The following is a 21,319-nucleotide window of genomic DNA, read 5'->3' on the forward strand; positions in this document are numbered from 1 at the left end:
GTGCAGCGGCCTGATTCAGATTTGGATGAGGGTGTTTCGGTACTTACTTAGCATATCGGCCAGCCGCTTCACCGGTTCGGTCACGCTGATGGGCGCGTCATACTGCGCCAGTTTCTGCTGGTAAACCTCAAACTCCGCCAGCAGCTGCTCGAAGCCGTGCCGCCTTTTCTCATCGCTGCGCGCGGAGATCACATGGTTGGCCGTGTAGCGCAGCTGGCGATGAAACGCCGAGAGGTCGGCGTTGATCGGTACCTCCGCATGGCGCAGCCGCTGATGGCCAATGATCAGCGTCAGCGCGATGCGGTACTTGTCGATATCGCCGGGAAACAAGTTCAGCAACATAAACAGCTGCTGGTAGAGCGCCGGCAAGAGATTTTCCCGCCGGCGCGCCCGATTGGTGGTCAGCGTCGACACGGCGGCGTACATAAAGCGGTTCAGCAGCTTGCGTCCGGTGCGCGCCTTCGACTTGTCGCGGATCAGCAGGATCACCGTCAGCGCCACGAAGCAGCCGATAACCTGGCCCAGCACGTTGTCGAGAAAGACGTTGAACTCGAACTGCATCGGATTATCCAGCACCAGTACGTTAAGGGTACCGATGAGCGCGCCAAGGGTGCCCAGCTGGCGACGCTGGACGAAGATGCCGCTGACGAAGCCGAGCAGGCCGATGGCGATACAGAGCAGCAGCGCGCTCTGCTGCGTATTGGGCAGCACATACATAAAGTAAAGCGTGCCGAGCGGCACCGCGACGATCATGCCGTAGAGGAAATCTTTCGCCATCATCAGCGGGTTCGGCACGCGCATCGCCAGCGCGGTGATCACCGCCAGCATCACCATACAGCCGCTGCCGGAGGTCCAGCCGGTGTAGAGCCAGAACAGCGAGCCGAGCGCGGTGGCGGTAAAGGTGCGGATACCGTTGATCATGGCGTGATGGGTTTCGGCGGAGCGAGCCTGGATGACGATTTCGCGCTGCAGGATGTTCTCCTCCAGCGTGGTAATGCGACTGTTGCTTTTGATCCCTTTTAGCAGCAGCAGATATTCCGTCGCCGCGCCCACCCAGCTGGCCAGGGTCACCGGCGCCTTGCCTTCGCTGCTGACGGCGATCGCCCGACGCATCACCTTCATGCGCTTATGCACGTCGGCGACGTTTTCCACCTCTTTTTCCACCAGCAGGCGATACTGCGGCGGGATATATTCCGGGTGTGAATTCTGGATCAGGAAGGTTTCTGCCGCCTGGGTAATCATGGTCAGCGACAGGGTATTGAGCATTTTCAGGCGGCGGTTGGCGTTTTGCCAGCGTGACGACTCTATCATCAGCTGGCCGCGCATGGTGCCGAGCGCCGTGGTGCGGCGCACCAGCGCGCTCCACGCTTTATCGACTTCCTCTTTATCTTCATGCGCGACGCAGAGCTGCAGCAGCCGGTAGTGCGCCACCAGCAGCGCGTCGACCTCGGTGTCGATCACCTTTTTAATCGAGCGCGGCGAGAAGATCATATCGGCGAGGATGGCGCACAGGATGCCCAGCACAATATCGCTGCAGCGCTCCACGGCGAACTGCGGCGCCAGCGTCAGGCCACCGCTGGCGTCAGCGGTCACCACGATAATCAGCGCGGTATAGCCCGCCAGTCCGATTGCATAGGAGTTTTCGACTTTAATCAGCGAGGAGAGCCAGACGCAGACGCCCGCCCAGATGCAGCAGAGCAGCAGCATCACCACCGGCGCGCGCACCGTGGCGATCATAATCGTCAGCGCGGCGATACAGCCGATAAAGGTGCCGATAATGCGCAGCACGCCGCGGTAGCGCAGCGCGCCTGAATAGGGATCGCCGCCGGCGACGAAGGCGGTGCCGCCGGCCACGATGCCGGTGGTCATCACCGCCCAGCGAGGCGTTTCAAGGTTGAGGTGAAAGCCGATCATCAGCGTCGCTACCAGCGCAAAGGTCAGCTTTACCGGGAAACGCATGAACTCGATCATATCGTCCCCGCTTAACCAAACTCACGCAGGCGATTGAAGAGACGCGACATCGGTGACACCTGAGTATCGGCGCGATCGTTCGGGCCGGTGATAACCACTGTCGCGGTGGTGCCCGCCGGGAAGCGTTTGCCCGGCTGCTGATCGAGATGAATACGCACCGGCACGCGCTGCGCCAGGCGCACCCATTCGAGACTGGAGTCAACGGTCGCCATACCTTTGCTGTCCACCGAGCTGCTGCTGTTGGTGACGCCCGCCGCCATGCTGTCAACGGTGCCGCGCAGCACCACGTTGCTGCCGAGCGGCGTCACTTCCGCACGATAGCCTGGCTGCACGCCATGCAGCTTGGTCTCTTCCAGATAGGCCAGCACGTAGAACGAGTGCTGCTGCACCAGCGCCACCGCCACCGAGCCGCGGGTGATGAATTCGCCCTGATAGACGTTTAGGTTGGTGACCCAGCCGTCAGACGGCGAGGTGATGGTGGTGCGATCGAGATCGATCTTCGCCAGATCGCGCGTGGCGATCGACTTCGCCAACTGATGCTCGGTGGTTTGCAGATCGTTATTCGCCTGGTCGATCGCTTCGCGCGATATCGCCGAGGTACCCAGCTTATTGCGGCGCGCCGCCTCACGGCGTTTTTCGCTGACCAGCGCCTGACAATATTCGACATCGGCCTGCGCCTCATCCAGCGCTTTTTGATAGCGTGGGCGATCCACCACGAACAGGGTGTCGCCCTTTTTCACCAGCTGGTTGTCATGTACCGGCACGTCGGTAATGAGACCCGTCACGTCTGGCGAAATCGCCACGACATCTGCCACGAATTTCGCGTCGCGCGTCCACGGCGACTCGGTGTAAAACACCCAGGCGCGGAAGATGATAACCACAGCGATAATAACCAGCAGGAGAGTAATCGCGTAGCGCGCGATTTTTCTTATTAGCGATTTCACTTAAACCTCAGACGAATAGACGGGATACCAGGTAGAACACACAGCAGTAAAGCGCCGTGTTAAAAAGCGCCGGATGCCAGACAAGATCGTAGATCCCGCTCGGCGTCAGCAGGCGTTTCACTAACCAGAACAGCATTAGCGAGACGATTAATTCAATGAAGATGGGCGGGAACGAGAGCCCAAACACGACAAAAACCGGAAGCACACTCATCAGGAATCCTTAGTTCGACCTCGCCGAGATGATCCTCTGCCTGTCCGGCCGCAAGCCGCGACGCAATGACGCTCGCGGACAGCCTCCCTGAGAAGGCAACATCCGAACCACTGCTGAGTAAATAATAGCGTATGATCGGGCAGCGACAGACATTTGACGCAGGGCGTCCGGACAAAAGCGAATCACCGGAAAATACCCCGGCGCGCATATAGTAACGCGCATGACTATACGTTTTCTACAGATTGTGAACTGAATCACTTTTTAGCCAGAGTAAACAATGGAATGACTGAAAGGCGTGTCCATTTTCGCCAAAGTGGTTGAATTAGGCTCTTTTACCTCCGCCGCGCGCCAGCTTCACCTCAGCGTTTCGTCTATGAGTCAGATTGTAGCGAAACTGGAAGATGAGCTGCAGGTCAAGCTGCTGAACCGCAGTACCCGCAGCCTCGGCCTGACCGAAGCGGGCAAAATTTACTATCAGGGCTGTCGCCGCATGCTGGCGGAGGAGGCGACCCAGGTGCATGAACAGCTCTACGCCTTTAAAAATACGCCCATCGGCACGCTGTACATCGGCAGCTCCTCTACCATGGCGCAGAACGTGCTGGCAGAGATGACCAGCAATATGCTGCGTGAATATCCCGGGCTGAGCGTCAATCTGGTGGCGGGGATCCCGGCGCCCGATCTGATCGCCGACGGGCTGGACGTGGTGATCCGCGTCGGCGCGCTGAAGGACTCTAACCTCTTCTCTCGCTGCCTCGGCGCGATGCCGATGGTGGTATGCGCGGCGAAAAGCTATCTGCAACAGCACGGCGCGCCGGAAAAGCCGGCCGACATCGATAACTTCGCCTGGCTGGAATACAGCGTACGTCCCGACAATAAATTCGAGCTAATTGCGCCTGAGGGGCTGATAACGCGCCTGTCGCCGCAGGGCCGCTTCGTCACCAACGACTTGCTAACGCTGATCCGCTGGCTGAAAGCGGGCAACGGCATCGCCTATGTGCCGATTATGTGGGTAATTGAGGAGATTAACGCGGGGGAGATCGACATTCTTTTTCCGCAGTATCAATCGGAGCTGCGCCCGGTATATGCGCTCTATACCGAGAAAGATAAGCTGCCGCTGAAGGTGCAGGTCTGCATCGACTATCTCTCTGACTATTTCCGCCAGGTGGCGGAGCCGTACCAGCAGCACCGCATCAGCTGACGCGCACGGCGGGCGTTAGCACCCACCCGCGCAATCCCCGCTATCCGTGTCGGCGCGCTGTGATTCGCGCGTAAAAAGGCTCGCCTGTCAGGCGGTGCCGCCGATGGTGAGTTTATCTAGCTTCAGCGTGGGCTGGCCGACGCCGACCGGCACGCTCTGACCCTCTTTGCCGCATACGCCGACCCCTTTATCCAGCGCCAGGTCGTCGCCCACCATCGAGATCTGCTGCATCGCCTCAATGCCGCAGCCAATCAGCGTGGCGCCCTTAACCGGCTTAGTCACTTTGCCCTTTTCAATCAGGTAGGCTTCCGAGGTAGAGAAGACGAACTTGCCGGAGGTAATATCGACCTGGCCGCCGCCGAAGTTCGGCGCGTAAAGGCCATATTCCACGCTCTCGATAATCTCCTGCGGCGTGGATTTGCCCGCCAGCATATAGGTATTGGTCATACGCGGCATCGGCAGATGCGCGTAGGATTCGCGGCGGCCGTTGCCGGTCGGCTCGACACCCATTAGGCGCGCGTTGAGCTTGTCCTGCATGTAGCTTTTCAGCACGCCGTTCTCGATCAAGACGTTGTACTGGCCCGGCACGCCCTCGTCATCCACTGCCAGTGAACCGCGCAGCCCCTCGATGGTGCCGTCATCCACAACGGTACAAAGTTCAGACGCCACCAGCTGGCCAATTTTGCCGCTGAATACCGAGGTTCCTCGCCGGTTGAAGTCGCCTTCCAGCCCGTGTCCGACCGCCTCATGCAGCAGCACGCCAGGCCAGCCCGCGCCCAGCACCACAGGCAGCGTGCCCGCCGGCGCCGCCACGGCGGAAAGGTTGACCAGCGCCATGCGCACCGCCTCTTTCGCCCAGGCGTCGGCGCGCACCTCGCCGTTCTCGTCGGCAAGGAAAAATTCGTAGCCGACGCGCGCGCCGCCGCCGCTTGAACCGCGCTCGCGCCTGCCCTGATCTTCCACCAGCACGCTAATAGAAAGGCGTACCAGCGGACGCACGTCCGTCGCCAGCGTCCCGTCCGTGGCGACCACCAGCACCTGTTCGTAGACGCCGCTCAGGCTGGCGTTGACCTCCTGCACGCGCGCGTCCGCCGCGCGCGCCACTTTGTCTACTCGCTGCAGCAGGGCGATTTTGCCTTCGCACGTCAGGCTGTCAAGCGGTTTGACCGGTTGATAGAGCGCGCGGTGCATGACCGCCGACATGGTATGCGCCTTGCCGTTGCCCTGCTCGCGCACGATGCTGCGCGCCGCTTCCGCCGACTGACGCAGCGCGTTCAGCGTGATCTGATCGGCGTAGGCGAAGCCGGTTTTCTCGCCGCTGACCGCGCGCACGCCGACGCCCTGATCAATATGCCAGGAGCCGTCTTTGATTATTTTGTCTTCCAGCACCCAGGATTCATGGACGCTGGACTGAAAATAGAGATCGGCATAATCCAGACGACGTTCTGAAAGCTGCCCTAACAGGGAAAACAGGTCCTGCTGATTAATATTGTTAGCAGTTAGCAACTGCTCACTTACCAGGTTCAGAGTCATCATTTCTCGCTCGTTTTATGCTCGGATAATGAGAGTGTCGCACTTATCCTGCGGCAGCGCCCTGGGGCGCTGCGCTGATAAAGCCAGATTTTATTAGCCTGCGGTAATTCCCCGGCGGCGTCAAATTCACTTCTTCTCTTCTTCTTCTTCGCGCGGCTTGCGTAGCACTTCGTTGATTTGCGGTTTGTCCAGCGGGCCGCTGATGTGATAGCGCAGCAGCGAAATTTTATTCCAGAGCGGACCTAGCACCTTGCTGGCGGCGAACACCGCCGCGCCCACCACTGGATTAATGACAAAGGCGGTCGCCACACCGACAGAGGCGGAAATCTCTGGCGCCACCACCGCCTCCATATCAATAGTACGCTTCGCCAAATCAACCTTACCCTGCATGGCGATATCCGCTTCCAGCCCGTCGACCAACAGGTTATCGGTGCGCATCACGCCGTTTTCAATCCAGGCGGTGCCGTTGATGGAGTCGAAATAGAAGCCGTCGTTGTTAAAGGCGTCGCTAAAGTCGAAGCGCAGCTTGCGCAGCAGCGCGTCGAAGCTGATCAGACGCAGCAGCTGTCCGGCCGCGCCGGTATTGACGTCGGCGATCTGTCCCTTGCCGAAGTGAGTCTTCAGCGTGCCGCTCAGCGTCTCTTCTGATAGCTGCCACGGCGCTGCACGCCAGTGCAGATCGTAATCGATGCGGAACGGCGCGTCGCGCAGCGGCGTATTGACGCCGAACCAGTTAACCGCATTGTTGATATTGCCGCCGCTCAGCGTGCCTTTCAGCGAGGTGCGCGGTGCGTCGTCGCTATTGACCCACTCACCGGCGAGCTTCAGACGCGTGCTGCCAATATCTACCGAGCCATTAGTGAGCGCTAACTTATCTCCTTTGGGCGTCAGTTCCGCCTGCATGCGGCCGAACTTCTGTCCGCGTAGCCAGCAGTCGGCGCAGCTCAGCTGCAGCGCTGGCCAGCCGCTAAAGTTGATATTGCCCGCCTGCTGCGTCGCGCCCGCGCCGTCGCCGCTCGGCCATTCAGGGTTGTAGTAGAGATAGTCGAGCGCCACGCGCCACGGCGCCTTTTCCTCCATTGTCAGCGTGCCACGAATTTCGTATCCCTTAACGCTGAGGCTGCGGCTACCGTTCAGCCCCTGGCTGAGCGTGGCGTCAACGTCGTGCCACTGCTGCCCCGCCAGCGTCACGGCCGGGCTACGCAGGATGAAATCGCCCGGCAGCGCCGCGCCGCCTATCTGTGGCGCACCGCCCGCCGCCGCCAGCAGGCCCGCCCAGGCGTCGCCGTCCATCGCCGGCAGATTCAGCACCATGCCCGCCCTCTCCGGCAGGTCGGGCTTACTCTGCGCGTCGTTAAGCCAGATGCCGCGCTCGACGCGTAGCTGCGGCGTCAGAATCCAGCGGCTGTTAAAGCGATGATGCGCCGACACGCTGCCGCTCAGCTCAAACTGCTGTAGATTGCCGCTGGCGTTGACCGCAATGGGCATAGCCTCGCCGCTGGCCTTATCCAGCGGCGCGGGTAAGCGACTGCTTACTTCTTTCGCATCGCCTTTCAGGCTGACGTCGTAGCGCGCGCCGCCCTGATGCGGTAGCGTAATGTTGACGTCGCCCTGCCACGGCAGATGGCCGCCTAGCTGCTGGGCAAACTGCACAGGCAGCTGCGTCAGCTTCGCGGGCTGCCAGTCGCCGTCGAGCTTCACGCTGACTCCGAAATCCTGCGCATTCTCCTGGGTGGTGAAGCTGACGTTCACCGGCTGACCGAACCAGTTGCCCTGCAGCCTGTCGCTCTCCAAGTTGCCGTTGTTAAAGCGGAAGCACCCGGTGAGGTTGTTTATGGTGGTGCCGAGCGGTTTGATATGAAGCGCGTTGTTGTTCAGCTCCACGTTGCCGCTGGCGCACACCTGCTCGCCGTCAAGCGGAATGTCGAGCTTGAGATGACCCTGGGTTTTGCCCTTGATCTCCAGCGGCTCCAGCGCCGCGCCGAGCGAGCTTTTCAGCGGCGTATCCTGAAAATAACGCGCGATCTGATCGCCGTTGCCGCGGATGTCGCCGTCAATCAGCAGCTTCTCTTTCAGGTAGTCGGGGATGGTCGCACTGAAGTCGCTGACCTCGACCTCATCCAGCTTAAAGCGCGACGCCGTCATCCACAGCCCGTCGTTGATGAAGTTAAGATCGATAGCCAGATCCGTTACGTCGGGCCAGTTGGGCTGGAAGGCGTAGGTCGCCTGGCGCAGCGGCACCCAGACCTGAAACATGCCGTCGTTGTGGCGGAACGGGAAAAGCTTCGGGTTTCCGGCAAACAGCAGCGTGGCGTTCTCGACCTCGCCACCTTTAATGGCGCCGCTCAGGTAGCGGGTCAGCGCCTTGCCCATCAGCGGCTGCGGGAAGTAGCGCCAGGCGTCGCCGGCGTCGGTGACGCGAATACCGGCAAGAATATCGAGGCGCGGCTCGCGGCCGAGGTTCTGCTGATAGCGGAAATCGCCGCGCGCCCAGAGCGAACGCGCCTGCATGTCGAGGCCGCTGCCGTCCAGCGTCAGTCCGTTCTGATCGCGCAGCCAGCTTAGCGAGCCGTGCAGCTGGTGGATCTCCAGCGGCGCGTTGAACATCGCGCCGTAGGCGACGTCCGTGCGGCTCATCGCTACCTTGACCTGCCCGTTGCTTAGGCTGCCGCGCGCCTCGCCGTTAAGATGGCTGACGCCGGGCAACAGCTGCCAGGGCTGCCAGCTGAAGTCGCGCCACTTCACCTGCATGCGCGTCTGATCCGGCTGCGCCAGCGGGACATCTAGCGCCAGCCCCTCAACGGTGCCCTGCGGCTGAAGCGCGCGCCAGTTGTCAAACAGCGACGGTGACAGCTGCGCGAACAGCGGCACCAGCGGCGCGATGCGGTTAAGCGCCAGCTGCGTCGCCCTGACCCGCACTTCGCCCTGGCTGTCAGGGCCGAGCAGCTGCTTGTTTTCCGGCCGCCACAGCAGCGCAAAATGGCCCGCCGGCCAGGCTTCGCCGTCAGTGCTGAAGCGCGTCTGCGGCACGTTGACCATCCAGCCGTTCTGATAGCGCGACAGATACGCGGTCAGGCCGTCGACCTGAAGATGATGGACGCCATCTTCTTCCTGCCAGCTGGCGCCGCTCTGGCGCAGCAGCAGATTGCCCGCGTAGAGATCGCCGTCGCGCAGGTTGACCCAGGCGGCCAGGCTAAAGCGCGCGCTGTCGAGTCGTGTGTTGTCGCGCATCCAGCGGCCGAGCCACGGGCGTACGTCGACATCGTCCGCCTGCATCCAGATGCGTCCGTCGTTGAGCAGCCCTTCGCTGTCATTGAGATCGAGCCGCACCTGGACGATGCCGTGCTGGCCGGTAAAGCTGGGCAGGCTCACCTCGCTTTCCGCGCGGTGACGACTTTTTTCGTTCAGCCAAGTCAGTTTTGGGATTGCCAGCTCAGCGCGCTGGCCGGAAGGGGTGCGAAAGCCGATAGTGCTGTCGCGCAGATCGAAATGGTCGAACTGGCGCAGAAAAAGCTCGTTGATGCGGTCGGGCTTGAAGCTGTTTTTCTCGGCCTCGCTGGAAAAAAGCGCCCGATCGCTGTCGAGGTGCAGCTGCCAGAAGGTGAGATCGCGAAACTGCCAGCGCCAGTGCAGCAGCGACCGCCAGACGTCCAGCGCCAGATTGACGCGCGCGATAGTCAGCCTGCCGTTCTCTTGCATATCGACGCGCAGGTCGGCGATTTGCAGCTTCGGGCCGAAGTTTTCCCAGCGCCCCTGCAGCGAGTCGGCCGTCAAGCTGGCGCCGCTGGCGCGCGATACCGCCGTCAGGATCTCGCTGCGGTAGCTGTCGAGGTGCGGCATCACGAGACGCAGCGCACTCACCAGCAGCGCCACAATGACAATTGCTGTCGCAACCAGCAGTAACAAAATCCTCGGCAACCGCCTCACACACCTCTCCTTGTCTTCCGCGTTTTACGGATGGTTATCTCTCATACTCAACCCATTGCCAGACAATAATCGGTATGAACGCGCAGTTTACCCTAAGCAAGGTCGCTTTTTTAGCCCGGCGGGCAGCGATTCTGCTGACGCGCGACGGGAATTACATCATGACGACGTCAAACTGCTCCTGGGTGTAGAGCGGTTCGACGTGCACTTTCACCTGCTTACCGACGAAAATCTCAACTTCCGCCAGCGCGTGCAACTCGTTGTTTTTCAGCGCTTCGCCCACCGCCGGCGAGACGTACACCAGGAAGCGGTCCGCGTCGTAGGCGTGGTGCACGCGCACGATTTCGCGCATGATTTCGTAGCACACCGTCTCCACAGTTTTCAGCGCGCCGCGGCCTTTACACACCGGGCAATCTTCGCAAAGCACATGTTCGATGCTTTCGCGCGTGCGCTTGCGCGTCATCTCCACCAGCCCCAGCGCCGAGAAGCCGTTGATGCCGGTCTTGACACGATCTTTGCTGAGCGCCGCCTCCAGCGAGTGCAGCACGCGGCGCCGGTGCTCGTCATTGCTCATATCAATAAAGTCGATGATGATAATGCCGCCGAGGTTGCGTAAGCGAAGCTGGCGCGCAATCGCCTGCGTCGCTTCGACATTGGTGTTGAAGACAGTTTCGTCGAGATTGCGATGGCCGACAAAGGCGCCGGTGTTGATGTCAATGGTGGTCATCGCTTCGGTCTGGTCGATAATCAGGTAGCCGCCCGACTTCAGTTCGACCTTGCGATCCAGCGAACGCTGGATCTCGTTTTCCACATCAAACAGATCGAAAATCGGCAGCTTGCCGGCGTAAAGCTCCAGCTTGTCCGCCATCTCAGGAATATATCCGCGCGTAAACTCTACCAGCAGCTCGCAAGTGAGGCGCGAGTCGACGCGGATGCGATCCAGCGACGCGCCGGCGAAATCGCGCAGGATGCGCTGCGCCAGCGCCAGCTCGCAATAAAGCAGACAGCGGGTCTGGTTGCGCTTTTTGCGCTCGGTGACTTTAGTCCAGAGATGCTTAAGGAAGGCGGCGTCCTGAGCCAACTCCTCTTCGCCGATGCCTTCCGCCGCGGTGCGAATGATAAAGCCGCCGAGATCGTCGCAGTAGTCCGCCACCACCGCCTTGAGGCTTTCGCGCTCGCTTTTGCTTTCGATACGCTGGGAAACGCCGACGTGCGAGGCGCCGGGCATAAACACCAGATAGCGCGACGGCAGCATGATGTCAGTGGTGAGGCGCGCGCCTTTCGTGCCGAGTGAATCTTTCACCACCTGCACCATCAGATCCTGGCCCTGACGCACCAGCTTGGCGATATCGCGCACGATAAAGTTTTTATTCTCCTCGCCGCCGACGCATTCGGTGTGTAGCATGATATCCGAAGCGTGCAGAAAGGCGGCCTTTTCCAGCCCGATATCGACAAACGCCGCCTGCATGCCGGGCAGCACGCGGCTGACTCGGCCTTTGTAAATATTGCCGACGATGCCGCGCCGCGTCTCGCGCTCGATGTGGATTTCCTGCAGGATGCCGCCGTCGATATAGGCCACGCGCGTCTCAGAAGGCGTAACGTTGACTAGTAATTCAGCCGTCATGTGATCCCCTTACGGCACGCAGTGACTGAAAGTGGCTGAGCAACTCATCCGTTTCAACCAACGGCAATCCGACCACCGCGTGATAGCTTCCATTAATTTTGCGGACAAATTTGCCGCCAGCGCCCTGAATACCGTAGGCACCAGCTTTGTCCATCGGCTCGCCGGTGGTGATATAGTGGGCAATACCCTCGGCGCTGAACAGGCGAAACGTCACTTCGGTTGTCACCACGGAGTCGAGCGAACCCGCGCGATCGGCGATCGCCACGGCGGTCATTACCTGATGCGTCTGACCAGAGAGGCGTGCCAGCATCTCGGCGGCATGGGCGGCGTCGCACGGCTTTTCCAGCACGTCGCCGTCGAGCACTACGATGGTATCCGCGCCGAGCACCGGCAAATCGCGTTAGGCCACGGCAACGCCCGCGCGCGCCTTCTCGTTCCCCGGACAGCGCACATAGCTTTCGGTGGCTTCGCCGGGACGACGCTGCTCTTCTACATCGGTAATGGAGACGCTCAAACCGCAGACCAAGCTGCGTCAGCAGTTCACGACGGCGAGCCAGAAGCCAGAAGCCAGAAGCCAGAAGCCAGAAGCCAGAAGCCAGAAGCCAGAAGCCAGAAAGAAGGATAGCATAAATTCCTTAATGAATAGCGAACTGACGGCGAATCTTTCTCATCAATAAGAATAGCCAGGGCCAGAGAATACCGTCGATGACGCTGCTCCAGAAAATTTCTGGGCGAAATGAGACATTGATCACCAGGAATTCCGCCCAGAAGACAATGACATCCATCGCCAGCGACAGCACCATCACCATAAGCGCCTGCTGCCACAACGCTAAATTGCGGAAAAGCTGGAATTTAAACGCTACCAGGTAGGCGATAATACTGAGCGCCAGCGCGCGGACGCCGAGCATTGCTCCGGCGATCAGATCCATCACGGCGCCGAGCACAAAGCCGGAGCCGACGTTGACGCGATGCGGCAGCGCCAGCACCCAGTAAATCAGGATAAGCAAGATCCATGAAGGCCGGAACATCAGAATCTGTTCCGGCCAGGGCATGATCTGCAGCACAAGGGCGACAAGGAAGGAGAGCCAGATAACCCAACGCCCCTGGCTGCGGTATCGACTCAAGGCTGGCCTCTGCGCGCATTGGCTGGCGCGCTCTGCGCGCCGTTTCCGCTACTGGCGGGCGCGGGCGGCCCCATTTCGCCAGCTGGCGGCAGCACCTGCGGCATCATCTGCATCAGGCGCTCGTTGGCGACGCGGTGCACTTCATCCGGCGCCATCGGCATATCGCCGTTTTTGTCTGCGCCCCACAGCAGCAGCAGATAGCGCAGGCGTTGCAGACCGGCGGTCGGACGCGCCTGAATCACGGTATAGGCGCGCTGCGTATCGACCTTCACGGAGGAGACCACCGCTACCGGATAGCCTTCCGGGAAGCGGCCGCCGAGACCAGAGGTCACCAGCATATCGCCGACGCGAATATCGGTGTTGCCTGGCAGATGCTCAAGCTGCAGATTTTCCGTGCAGCCGTTGCCCGCGGCGATAACGCGAATGTCATTGCGCAGAACCTGGATCGGCAGCGCATGGGAGGCGTCGCAAATCAGCAGGACGCGACTGGTGACCTGACCAACCGCGATTACCTGGCCGACTACGCCTTTGTCGCTGATGACCGGCTGGCCCTCGTAGACACCGTTGACGCTGCCCTTGTCGATCACTACCTGATCGGTATAGGGATCGGTGCCAGTGGAGATCACCTGCATCACCATTTTTTGCTCATCCTGACGCAGCGGCGAACCCAGCAGTTCGCGCAGGCGTGCGTTTTCCTGCTTGTATTGCCCCAGCATCAGCAGGTCGCTGTTTTTCAGGAAAAGCTCGCGGCGCAGGGCTTTGTTTTCCAGCTCGAGCTGCTGGCGCGACGCCAGCGAACCGGAAATACCGTCAAGGATCTGTCTCGGGCCGTTGGCCAAGAAATAAAACGGGCTGACCGATGTGTCCAGATAATTGCGAATTTGGGTAAATGACCCCATGCGGCTATCGGCGATGATAATCGCAATGGCGACGATCACCGCCAAAAACAGGCGCAACTGCAGGGAAGGTCCCCTGCTAAAAATCGGCTTCATATATTCTGCCTGTTCCTCGACAACAGGTAAGGATGCACAGCCTTGCGCCGCACTTCCCAAGGCTGGACGCCTGACACCAACGCACGCGGCGTCAGCTTCCACGCGACTCCCTGCGCATTTCGGTTCAAGCCACAGCCGATTGAGGCGATTATTCTTCGCTGAACAAATCGCCGCCGTGCATGTCGATCATTTCCAGCGCTTTACCACCACCGCGCGCCACACAGGTCAGCGGATCTTCTGCGACGACCACCGGAATGCCGGCCTCTTCCATCAGCAGACGATCCAGATTACGCAGCAGCGCGCCGCCGCCGGTCAGCACCATGCCACGCTCGGAGATATCGGACGCTAGTTCCGGCGGGCACTGCTCTAGTGCCACCATAACGGCGCTCACGATGCCGGTCAGCGGCTCCTGCAGCGCTTCCAGAATTTCGTTCGAGTTTAGGGTAAAGCCGCGCGGCACGCCTTCCGCCAGATTACGGCCGCGCACTTCGATTTCGCGCACTTCGTCGCCCGGATAGGCGGAACCGATTTCATGCTTGATGCGTTCTGCGGTCGCTTCACCGATCAGCGAGCCATAGTTGCGGCGCACGTAGTTAATGATCGCTTCATCGAAGCGGTCGCCGCCGATGCGCACGGAGGAGGAGTAAACCACGCCGTTCAGGGAGATAACCGCGACTTCGGTAGTACCGCCACCAATATCCACTACCATCGAGCCGGTCGCTCCCGACACCGGCAGGCCAGCACCGATTGCCGCCGCCATTGGCTCTTCAATCAAAAAGACTTCACGCGCGCCTGCACCCTGCGCGGATTCGCGGATCGCGCGGCTCTCAACCTGCGTAGCGCCGACCGGCACGCATACCAGCACGCGCGGGCTGGGACGCATAAAGCTGTTGCTATGCACCTGCTTGATGAAGTGCTGCAGCATTTTTTCAGTCACGAAAAAGTCCGCGATCACGCCATCTTTCATGGGTCGAATCGCAGCAATATTGCCTGGCGTACGGCCGAGCATCTGTTTTGCATCATGGCCAACGGCCGCCACGCTTTTTGGCGAACCGGCACGGTCCTGACGGATGGCAACCACGGAAGGCTCGTTCAGCACGATGCCTTGTCCTTTTACATAAATCAGGGTATTCGCGGTACCCAGGTCAATGGACAAGTCATTGGAAAACATGCCACGAAATTTTTTAAACATATCTAAAGGATAATCCTGCAAGCTGGGGGCGGAAAATAAAATCCGCTTACTTTACCAACCACGCGAAGCCGCCACAAGGCGCAAAAACGTTCTGCTTCGGTGAAAAAATAGACCAAATTGGCTTTGGACGATTGTCAATAAGAAATGATATAATTGGAATAGCGCCTTTATCCCATTCTAACGGCCGCCACGGCGCTTTTTGGAATAAAATTTAACATTTCCGCTGGCGAATTTTGCCGATAACGCGCCGCGTTTTGCTCAAAAGCGCGGCCGTTGTCCGAGAACCGCCAGACTGACTAAACAGGATAGCGTTGTGAGTAATTTTTCACATTGCTGTTTACCGGCAGCGAGGAGGCGAAGAGATCGCCCTACCCGCCGAGGCCGACCAGCGTTTGCCACTCTGCACACGTGCGCAATGCGGTGGCGAAAACCTGCGTCTGCGTCGATTTGCACACCTCCAGCAGGCTCTGTACAAATAGCTGGTTTTCCGTGCGGCGATCGATACTGCGCACCAGACCGGGATCGAGCTTGATCAAGTCGATGGGAAACTGCTTGATATACGCGCTGCTCACCACGGTCAATCCCGCCTGATCGACGGCGATGCGGCAGCCAAAGGCCTGCAACGTCCGGAACACCGGCGCTAACCGGTTGATGTGTTGACAGACATCTGCCTCGGCAAGTTCAAATAAAAACGCTTTCTTTGCGATTTGGTGCACTGCAGCAGCATATTTTGCAGCCAGTTGACGAAGGGGCGCTGCAGCAGCGAATCGATATTGATACGGCACCGCCAGCGTTTCGTCGGGCCAGACGTCCGACAGCGCGGCGATGCGCGCGATCAGCTGGCGATCCCAGCCGTCCGCCATACCGAACTGCAGCACCAGCGGCATAAACTCCGCCGCCAGCACCTCTTTATCGCCATCGAAAATGCGCATCAGCAGCACCGCCTGCTTCTGGTAGAGGCGCGGCCCGCCGCGGCTAAGGGTGTTTTCCAGCAGCGTGCGCTAGCGTACACTGCCGCGGCCAGCATCCAGCGGATTGCCCTCGCCGTTCGACCAGTTGTTGCCGCCCAGCAGCGCGGCATGCCGCGTCGCCATTTCCACGTTGTCCATTACCTGCGGCACGGTCTGGCCGCTGTGCCAGGCGCTGATGCCGATATGGATCAGATCGTCGCGGTTCACCATGCGCATCGGCGGCAGCGAATCGACCGCGTTAATCAGCTGGTCGGCGATGCTGTTGGCCTCTTTCAGGCTGCGATGCAGCAACAGCACTGCGAAAGTAGCGCGCCAGCAGCGCACCGGGATAGCGCAGCACAAAGGTGGAGAGCATATTGACCAGATCGAAGAGATACTCATCCACCAGCGTTGGGCCGAGGGTTTCATTGAGCATATCCAGGTCCGGCAGGCGCACCATCATCACCACGCCGTGCGTGCTGACATCCTCTTGATCTTCCAGCAGCGTCGCCAGCTGATTATTAAAAAAGAGCCGGTTGTTCGGGCCGGTACGGCTGTCCTGCGCAGCAAAGGCGCGGATCGGGGTATCGATGCGCAGCCGCTGTTCGCCCGCCTCTTGCAGATCGCTTAGCAGCAGATCGATGGTGTTGCTGGCGCGCGGCGGCCACTCATCCACGTCGCCCTTGCGCAGCAGCGCGCGTTCGCCTGACAGGATCGCCTCGGCGCGCTTTTCCAGCCGTTCCATGCCGCGCCACTGCCGGTTTAGCCAGCAGTGCATCATAAACAGCAGCAGGCTCACCACCACCACCACAAACAGCATCGCGGCCATCGTGTAGACGCCGGTGAAAGAGCGGAACCAGGTTTTGGCGGGATCGAGCACCACAATACGCATGGTGACGCCAGGCTGATGCACCAGTGGCATGTCGAACTGAATAAAGCGGTTGGTTTCATCCTCGAGCATCGGGTTTTCATGGCGATTCAGCCGGAACAGCACGCTGTCGCCACTGCGCAGCTTAACCCACTCGGAGTTAATTACCGTCATCAGGTGCGGCATCCAGCTGCACAGCGCGTCCGGCGATTTCGTTGTCAAGGCCTGATCGACTTCGGTCACCATGGTCTGCATCCGGCTTTCGACGCGCTGATGCGTCAGCCAGTAGACGCTAAACGCGCAGCCCACCAGCATAAAAAAACATCGCCAGCAAGCTTAAAAATGTAATGAAAGCAGAAAGTTTCGTGATTAATCGCATCCCTGTGCCTGTTCGCTGCGGTGATGACCCGTTTATGCCCGCCGCGCGCCGCGCCTGACGCAAGCGCGAGCAAAATAGCATAATTTCCGCTACTCGGCAGCACTGCTGCGTAAGTTGAGCAGTATATCCGTACCCGTTGGCGGTTCATGTTTGCGACGCTGTTTTTGGGGCGCAACGTCCTGGGAAATTTAACATTTTAGCGGCGAAAGTCGCGGCGATCGGCAATAGTCATCATGCTGGAGCGGATATTCGAGCCGGGAGGTGAGCGATGAAAGCCAAAAATATCTGACGGAAGCCGACGTGACGCCGGAAAGCATCTTTAATATGCGGCGGTGCCAGGTGCTGAAAACCCTTGGGCTGAGCGCCGCCGCGCTGGGCATGCCCGACGTCGCGCGGGCGGACGTGCTGAGCTAGTTCAAGGGCAACGATCGCCACGCCGCGCCGGCCGGTCTAACCGCTGGACTTCAGCAAGCAAGAGAAATACCAGTCAAACCTGACGCTGACACCGGAAGACAAAGTCGCCGGTTATAACAACTTCTACGAGTTCGGCCTCGATAAGGCCGATCCGGCCGCCAACGCCGGCACGCTGAAAACCGATCCCTGGCAGCTGACCATCGACGGCGAAGTGGCGAAGCCCGTTACGCTGAACATGGATGACATATTTAAAAAGTTTGCCATGAAGCAGCGTATCTACCGTATGCGCTGTGTGGAGGCCTGGTCGATGGTGGTGCCCTGGGTCGGCTTTGAGCTGAACAAGCTGCTCAAGCTGGCGGAACCCACCAGCAACGCGCGCTTTGTCGCCCTCCAGACGCTCTACGATCCTGAGCAGATGCCCGGCCAGAAAGATCGCTTTATCGGCGGCGGGCTGGACTATCCCTATGTTGAAGGGCTGCGCCTGGACGAGGCGATGTATCCGCTGACGCTGCTCAGTACCGGCGTGTACGGCAAGGCGCTACCGCCGCAGAATGGCGCGCCGATCCGCCTCACCGTGCCGTGGAAATATAGCTTTAAAGGCATTAAGTCGATCGTCAAAGTCACCCTAACGCGCGACCAACCACCGCCGACCTAGAATCAGATTGCGTCAAACGAATATGGCTTTTACGCCAATGTGAACCCGCACGTCGACCATCCGCGCTGGTCGCAGGCGACGGAGCGCTTTATCGGGCCGGGCGGCACCCTCAGAGTTAAGCGACAGCCGACACTGTTTTTCAACGGCTACGCCGACGATGTGGCGTCGCTCTATCGCGGAATCGACCTGCGGGAGAACTACTGAGTGCGCCTGACCATTAAGCAGATCGCATAGCTGAAGGCGGCGCTGCATCTGGCAGCCTTTTTGCCGCTGCTCTATCTCTTTTGGTCGGCGAGCCAGGGGTGACTGAACGCCGATCCGGCGAAAGATATTCAGCACTTTACCGGCAGAATGGCACTCAAGCTGCTGCTGGTTTCGCCGCTGGCGCGCTACGCCCGCCAGCCGCTGCTGATCCGTACCCGCCGCTTGCTGGGCGTCTAGACCTTTGTCTGGGCTTCGCTGCACCTGACCAGCTACTACCTGCTGGAGCTGGGTGTCGATAATCTGCGCCTGCTGGGCAGCGAGCTGGTGTCGCGTCCCTACCTGACGCTGGGCATCGCCACCTGGCTGATTCTGCTGGCGCTGACGGCAACCTCTTCCAGCGCGCACAGCGCAAACTCGGCCGCCGCTGGCAAACGCTGCACAACTTTATCTATCTGGCGGCGATCCTCTCCCCGATTCACTATCTCTGGTCGGTGAAGGTGCTGTCGCCGCCGCCGGTGATCTACGCGCTGATCGCGCTGGCGTTGTTAGTCTGGCGTTACAAAAAGTTCCGTAATTGGTTGCCGCGTTAAGTTGTCTTCCTGCCGCGATTTCTGATAAAGGTGTGGCCTTCGGGCCATGCCCGATCAATTTCGCAGATAAAACCAGTATTTTGCTGCGAATTGTCCCGAAACGGATATAATGCCCGGCTTTATTGCAAGCTGCGTCGCTTTTTTTCGTGACGGGTGATAAACGGAAGATAGCGAGGTATCTTACGCGATGCCTCAATGATTGCGGGAGATGGCAGCACGATGGCGCATAAATTTCACATTCTGCTTTTGAACGGGCCCAACCTGAATTTGCTAGGCACTCGCGAGCCGGAGAAGTACGGTCACACCAGGCTGTCGCAGATCGTCAGCGATTTGACCGCGCAGGCAGACCAGCTTGATGTGAAACTGAGCCATTTGCAGTCCAATGCGGAATATCAGCTTATCGATCGCATCCATGAGGCCAGAAGCAATGTGGATTACATCATTATCAATCCCGCTGCCTTTACGCACACCAGCGTAGCATTGCGCGATGCCCTGTTGGCGGTAAGCATTCCCTTTATCGAGGTGCACCTTTCCAATGTACATGCCCGTGAGCCTTTCCGCCATCACTCCTATCTTTCTGACGTATCTGCCGGCGTGATTTGCGGTTTAGGCGCCGACGGCTACGCATGGGCTTTACAAACGGCAGTAAAACGCCTGTCTCACTCTAAATTAAACAGAATACGGAACCACACTCATGGATATTCGTAAAATTAAGAAACTGATCGAACTGGTTGAAGAATCCGGCATTGCTGAACTGGAAATTTCAGAGGGCGAAGAATCCGTTCGCATCATTCGCTCACCTGCCAATGTAGGTTATCCCGTGATGCAACAGGCTTACGCCGCGCCAGCGCCGCAGCCTGCCCTGGCCGCCGCCGTCACGCCGGTCGCTGCACCTGTTGCAGACATCGCCAAGCCAGCTGAAATCAGCGGCCGCATCGTGCGTTCGCCGATGGTCGGCACCTTCTATCGCACCCCGAGCCCGGATGCGAAAGCCTTTGTTGAAATCGGACAAAAAGTCAACGCTGGCGACACCCTCTGCATCGTTGAAGCGATGAAGATGATGAACCAGATCGAAGCTGACAAATCTGGCGTCGTGAAAGCCATTCTGGTCGAAAGCGGCCAGCCGGTTGAATTTGACGAGCCGCTGGTCGTCATCGAATAACGAGGCGAACCATGCTGGATAAAATTGTCATTGCTAACCGAGGAGAGATCGCGCTGCGTATTCTCCGCGCCTGTAAAGAGCTGAGCATCAAAACCGTAGCGGTGCACTCCACCGCAGACCGCGATCTGAAGCACGTGCTGCTGGCGGACGAAACCGTCTGCATCGGTCCGCCGCAGTCGGTCAAAAGCTATCTCAACATCCCAGCTCTGATTTCCGCTGCCGAGATCACCGGCGCGGTTGCTATTCACCCTGGCTACGGCTTCCTCTCTGAGAACGCCGACTTCGCCGAGCAGGTTGAGCGTTCCGGCTTTATCTTTATCGGTCCGAAAGCGGACACCATTCGCCTGATGGGCGATAAAGTATCCGCCATCACCGCGATGAAAAAAGCGGGCGTGCCGACCGTACCGGGTTCCGACGGTTCGCTGGGCGACGACATGGAGAAAAACCGTGCCATCGCCAAGCGCATCGGCTATCCGGTGATCATCAAGGCCTCCGGCGGCGGCGGCGGTCGCGGCATGCGCGTTGTGCGCAGCGACAAAGAGCTCGAGCAGTCCATCAACATGACGAAAGCGGAAGCCAAAGCGGCTTTCAACAACGACATGGTCTACATGGAGAAGTATCTCGAGAACCCGCGCCATATTGAGATTCAGGTGCTGGCCGACGGCCAGGGCAACGCCATCTATCTGGCCGAGCGCGACTGCTCTATGCAGCGTCGTCACCAGAAAGTGGTCGAAGAAGCGCCGGCACCGGGCATTACGCCGGAACTGCGTCGCTATATCGGCGAGCACTGCTCTAACGCCTGTATCGAAATCGGCTACCGCGGCGCAGGCACCTTCGAGTTCCTGTATGAGAACGGCGAGTTCTACTTTATCGAGATGAACACCCGTATTCAGGTTGAGCATCCGATTACCGAAATGATCACCGGCGTGGATCTGATCAAAGAGCAGCTGCGTATCGCTGCCAGTCAGCCGCTGTCGATCAAGCAGGAAGATGTGGTGATCCGCGGCCATGCGGTCGAGTGCCGTATCAACGCGGAAGATCCCAACACCTTCCTGCCGAGCCCGGGCAAGATCACCCGCTTCCACGCGCCAGGCGGCTTTGGCGTGCGCTGGGAATCGCATATCTACGCCGGCTACAGTGTGACGCCGTACTACGATTCCATGATCGGCAAGCTGATCTGCTATGGCGAAAACCGCGACGTGGCGGTTGCGCGGATGAAGAACGCGCTGGCGGAACTGATTATCGACGGCATCAAGACCAACATTGAACTGCAGATGAAGATCATGTCCGACGAGCATTTCCAGCAGGGTGGAACCAACATCCACTATCTGGAGAAGAAACTCGGCCTGTACGATAAGTAAGCACATCGCTGAATACGAGCGAG

General features: G+C 59.4%; 16 protein-coding genes and 3 pseudogenes. 6 read left to right on the forward strand and 13 right to left on the reverse strand.

Annotated features, from left to right (window positions below; genetic code table 11):
• Positions 1-15: 15 nt before the first annotated feature.
• Genes aaeB through aaeX form a run of 3 tightly spaced genes read right to left on the reverse strand, consistent with a single transcriptional unit; the run spans position 16 to position 3,126 of the window.
• A complete protein-coding gene (aaeB, locus tag EIO60_RS10480) occupies positions 16-1,971 on the reverse strand; it encodes a p-hydroxybenzoic acid efflux pump subunit AaeB (protein ID WP_258576747.1) in 1,956 nt (651 codons plus the stop codon).
• 11 nt (positions 1,972-1,982) lie between these two features.
• On the reverse strand, positions 1,983-2,915 hold the full coding sequence (aaeA, locus tag EIO60_RS10485) for a p-hydroxybenzoic acid efflux pump subunit AaeA (protein WP_258576748.1): 933 nt from the start codon (positions 2,913-2,915) through the stop codon (positions 1,983-1,985).
• A gap of 7 nt (positions 2,916-2,922) precedes the next feature.
• The gene (gene aaeX / locus EIO60_RS10490; RefSeq protein WP_033754795.1) at positions 2,923-3,126 is read right to left on the reverse strand and encodes a p-hydroxybenzoic acid efflux pump operon protein AaeX; all 204 of its coding nucleotides are present in this window, start codon (positions 3,124-3,126) and stop codon (positions 2,923-2,925) included.
• Positions 3,127-3,412: 286 nt separating this feature from the next.
• Between aaeX and aaeR the strand changes: the two genes are divergently transcribed.
• Positions 3,413-4,324, forward strand: coding sequence for an HTH-type transcriptional activator AaeR (gene aaeR, locus EIO60_RS10495; RefSeq protein WP_258576779.1), 912 nt, complete (start codon positions 3,413-3,415; stop codon positions 4,322-4,324).
• A gap of 87 nt (positions 4,325-4,411) precedes the next feature.
• On the opposite strand, the gene tldD is transcribed toward aaeR, so the two are convergent.
• The 10 genes and pseudogenes from tldD to EIO60_RS10545 all read right to left on the reverse strand — a co-directional run bounded on the left by tldD (position 4,412) and on the right by EIO60_RS10545 (position 16,846).
• Entirely contained in the window at positions 4,412-5,857 is a 1,446-nt protein-coding gene (gene tldD / locus EIO60_RS10500) for a metalloprotease TldD (RefSeq protein ID WP_258576780.1), read from the reverse strand.
• 126 nt (positions 5,858-5,983) lie between these two features.
• Positions 5,984-9,784, reverse strand: coding sequence for an AsmA2 domain-containing protein YhdP (yhdP, locus tag EIO60_RS10505; RefSeq protein WP_258576749.1), 3,801 nt, complete (start codon positions 9,782-9,784; stop codon positions 5,984-5,986).
• Between the two features lie 151 nt (positions 9,785-9,935).
• The gene (gene rng, locus EIO60_RS10510; protein ID WP_258576750.1) at positions 9,936-11,405 is read right to left on the reverse strand and encodes a ribonuclease G; all 1,470 of its coding nucleotides are present in this window, start codon (positions 11,403-11,405) and stop codon (positions 9,936-9,938) included.
• Positions 11,395-11,983 (reverse strand): annotated as a pseudogene (locus EIO60_RS10515) (Maf family protein). The gene rng and the pseudogene EIO60_RS10515 overlap by 11 nt, the downstream one beginning before the upstream one ends.
• Before the next feature lie 57 nt (positions 11,984-12,040).
• Positions 12,041-12,529, reverse strand: coding sequence for a rod shape-determining protein MreD (gene mreD, locus EIO60_RS10520; protein ID WP_258576751.1), 489 nt, complete (start codon positions 12,527-12,529; stop codon positions 12,041-12,043).
• Positions 12,526-13,521, reverse strand: a complete 996-nt coding sequence (gene mreC, locus EIO60_RS10525) for a rod shape-determining protein MreC (RefSeq protein WP_258576752.1) — start codon at positions 13,519-13,521, stop codon at positions 12,526-12,528. Before mreC ends, mreD begins: the two co-directional genes overlap by 4 nt.
• A gap of 148 nt (positions 13,522-13,669) precedes the next feature.
• A complete protein-coding gene (mreB, locus tag EIO60_RS10530; RefSeq protein WP_258576753.1) occupies positions 13,670-14,713 on the reverse strand; it encodes a rod shape-determining protein MreB in 1,044 nt (347 codons plus the stop codon).
• A 368-nt stretch (positions 14,714-15,081) separates the two neighbouring features.
• Complete coding sequence (locus tag EIO60_RS10535) at positions 15,082-15,645, reverse strand: EAL domain-containing protein (protein ID WP_258576754.1); 564 nt, start codon at positions 15,643-15,645, stop codon at positions 15,082-15,084.
• Positions 15,646-15,714: 69 nt separating this feature from the next.
• Positions 15,715-15,975, reverse strand: coding sequence for a hypothetical protein (locus EIO60_RS10540; RefSeq protein WP_258576755.1), 261 nt, complete (start codon positions 15,973-15,975; stop codon positions 15,715-15,717).
• A complete protein-coding gene (locus EIO60_RS10545; protein ID WP_258576756.1) occupies positions 15,923-16,846 on the reverse strand; it encodes a diguanylate cyclase domain-containing protein in 924 nt (307 codons plus the stop codon). Before EIO60_RS10545 ends, EIO60_RS10540 begins: the two co-directional genes overlap by 53 nt.
• A gap of 388 nt (positions 16,847-17,234) precedes the next feature.
• Between EIO60_RS10545 and msrP the strand changes: the two are divergent.
• The 5 genes and pseudogenes from msrP (at position 17,235) to accC (ending at position 21,296) form a co-directional block, all read left to right on the forward strand.
• Positions 17,235-18,183 (forward strand): annotated as a pseudogene (msrP, locus tag EIO60_RS10550) (protein-methionine-sulfoxide reductase catalytic subunit MsrP).
• Positions 18,184-18,213: 30 nt separating this feature from the next.
• Positions 18,214-18,773 (forward strand): annotated as a pseudogene (gene msrQ, locus EIO60_RS10555) (protein-methionine-sulfoxide reductase heme-binding subunit MsrQ).
• 219 nt (positions 18,774-18,992) lie between these two features.
• Positions 18,993-19,481, forward strand: a complete 489-nt coding sequence (gene aroQ / locus EIO60_RS10560) for a type II 3-dehydroquinate dehydratase (RefSeq protein ID WP_258576781.1) — start codon at positions 18,993-18,995, stop codon at positions 19,479-19,481.
• Entirely contained in the window at positions 19,468-19,935 is a 468-nt protein-coding gene (gene accB, locus EIO60_RS10565) for an acetyl-CoA carboxylase biotin carboxyl carrier protein (RefSeq protein ID WP_258576757.1), read from the forward strand. Before aroQ ends, accB begins: the two co-directional genes overlap by 14 nt.
• A gap of 11 nt (positions 19,936-19,946) precedes the next feature.
• Positions 19,947-21,296: an acetyl-CoA carboxylase biotin carboxylase subunit gene (gene accC / locus EIO60_RS10570; protein ID WP_258576758.1), complete on the forward strand. Its 1,350-nt coding sequence runs from the start codon at positions 19,947-19,949 to the stop codon at positions 21,294-21,296.
• Positions 21,297-21,319: the final 23 nt, after the last annotated feature.

It is taken from the genome of Candidatus Pantoea persica (assembly GCF_013753875.1).
Classification (GTDB): Bacteria; Pseudomonadota; Gammaproteobacteria; order Enterobacterales; family Enterobacteriaceae; genus Pantoea; species Pantoea persica.

Excerpts from the sequence above, each read along its gene's own strand:
- aaeB (WP_258576747.1), bottom strand. The coding sequence starts at position 1,971 with ATGATCGAGTTCATGCGTTTCCCGGTAAAGCTGACCTTTGCGCTGGTA.
- aaeX (WP_033754795.1), bottom strand. The coding sequence starts at position 3,126 with ATGAGTGTGCTTCCGGTTTTTGTCGTGTTTGGGCTCTCGTTCCCGCCC.
- tldD (WP_258576780.1), bottom strand. The coding sequence starts at position 5,857 with ATGACTCTGAACCTGGTAAGTGAGCAGTTGCTAACTGCTAACAATATT.
- rng (WP_258576750.1), bottom strand. The coding sequence starts at position 11,405 with ATGACGGCTGAATTACTAGTCAACGTTACGCCTTCTGAGACGCGCGTG.
- mreC (WP_258576752.1), bottom strand. The coding sequence starts at position 13,521 with ATGAAGCCGATTTTTAGCAGGGGACCTTCCCTGCAGTTGCGCCTGTTT.
- mreB (WP_258576753.1), bottom strand. The coding sequence starts at position 14,713 with ATGTTTAAAAAATTTCGTGGCATGTTTTCCAATGACTTGTCCATTGAC.
- EIO60_RS10535 (WP_258576754.1), bottom strand. The coding sequence starts at position 15,645 with ATGCGCATTTTCGATGGCGATAAAGAGGTGCTGGCGGCGGAGTTTATG.
- EIO60_RS10545 (WP_258576756.1), bottom strand. The coding sequence starts at position 16,846 with ATGCTGGTGGGCTGCGCGTTTAGCGTCTACTGGCTGACGCATCAGCGC.
- aroQ (WP_258576781.1), top strand. The coding sequence starts at position 18,993 with ATGGCGCATAAATTTCACATTCTGCTTTTGAACGGGCCCAACCTGAAT.
- accB (WP_258576757.1), top strand. The coding sequence starts at position 19,468 with ATGGATATTCGTAAAATTAAGAAACTGATCGAACTGGTTGAAGAATCC.
- accC (WP_258576758.1), top strand. The coding sequence starts at position 19,947 with ATGCTGGATAAAATTGTCATTGCTAACCGAGGAGAGATCGCGCTGCGT.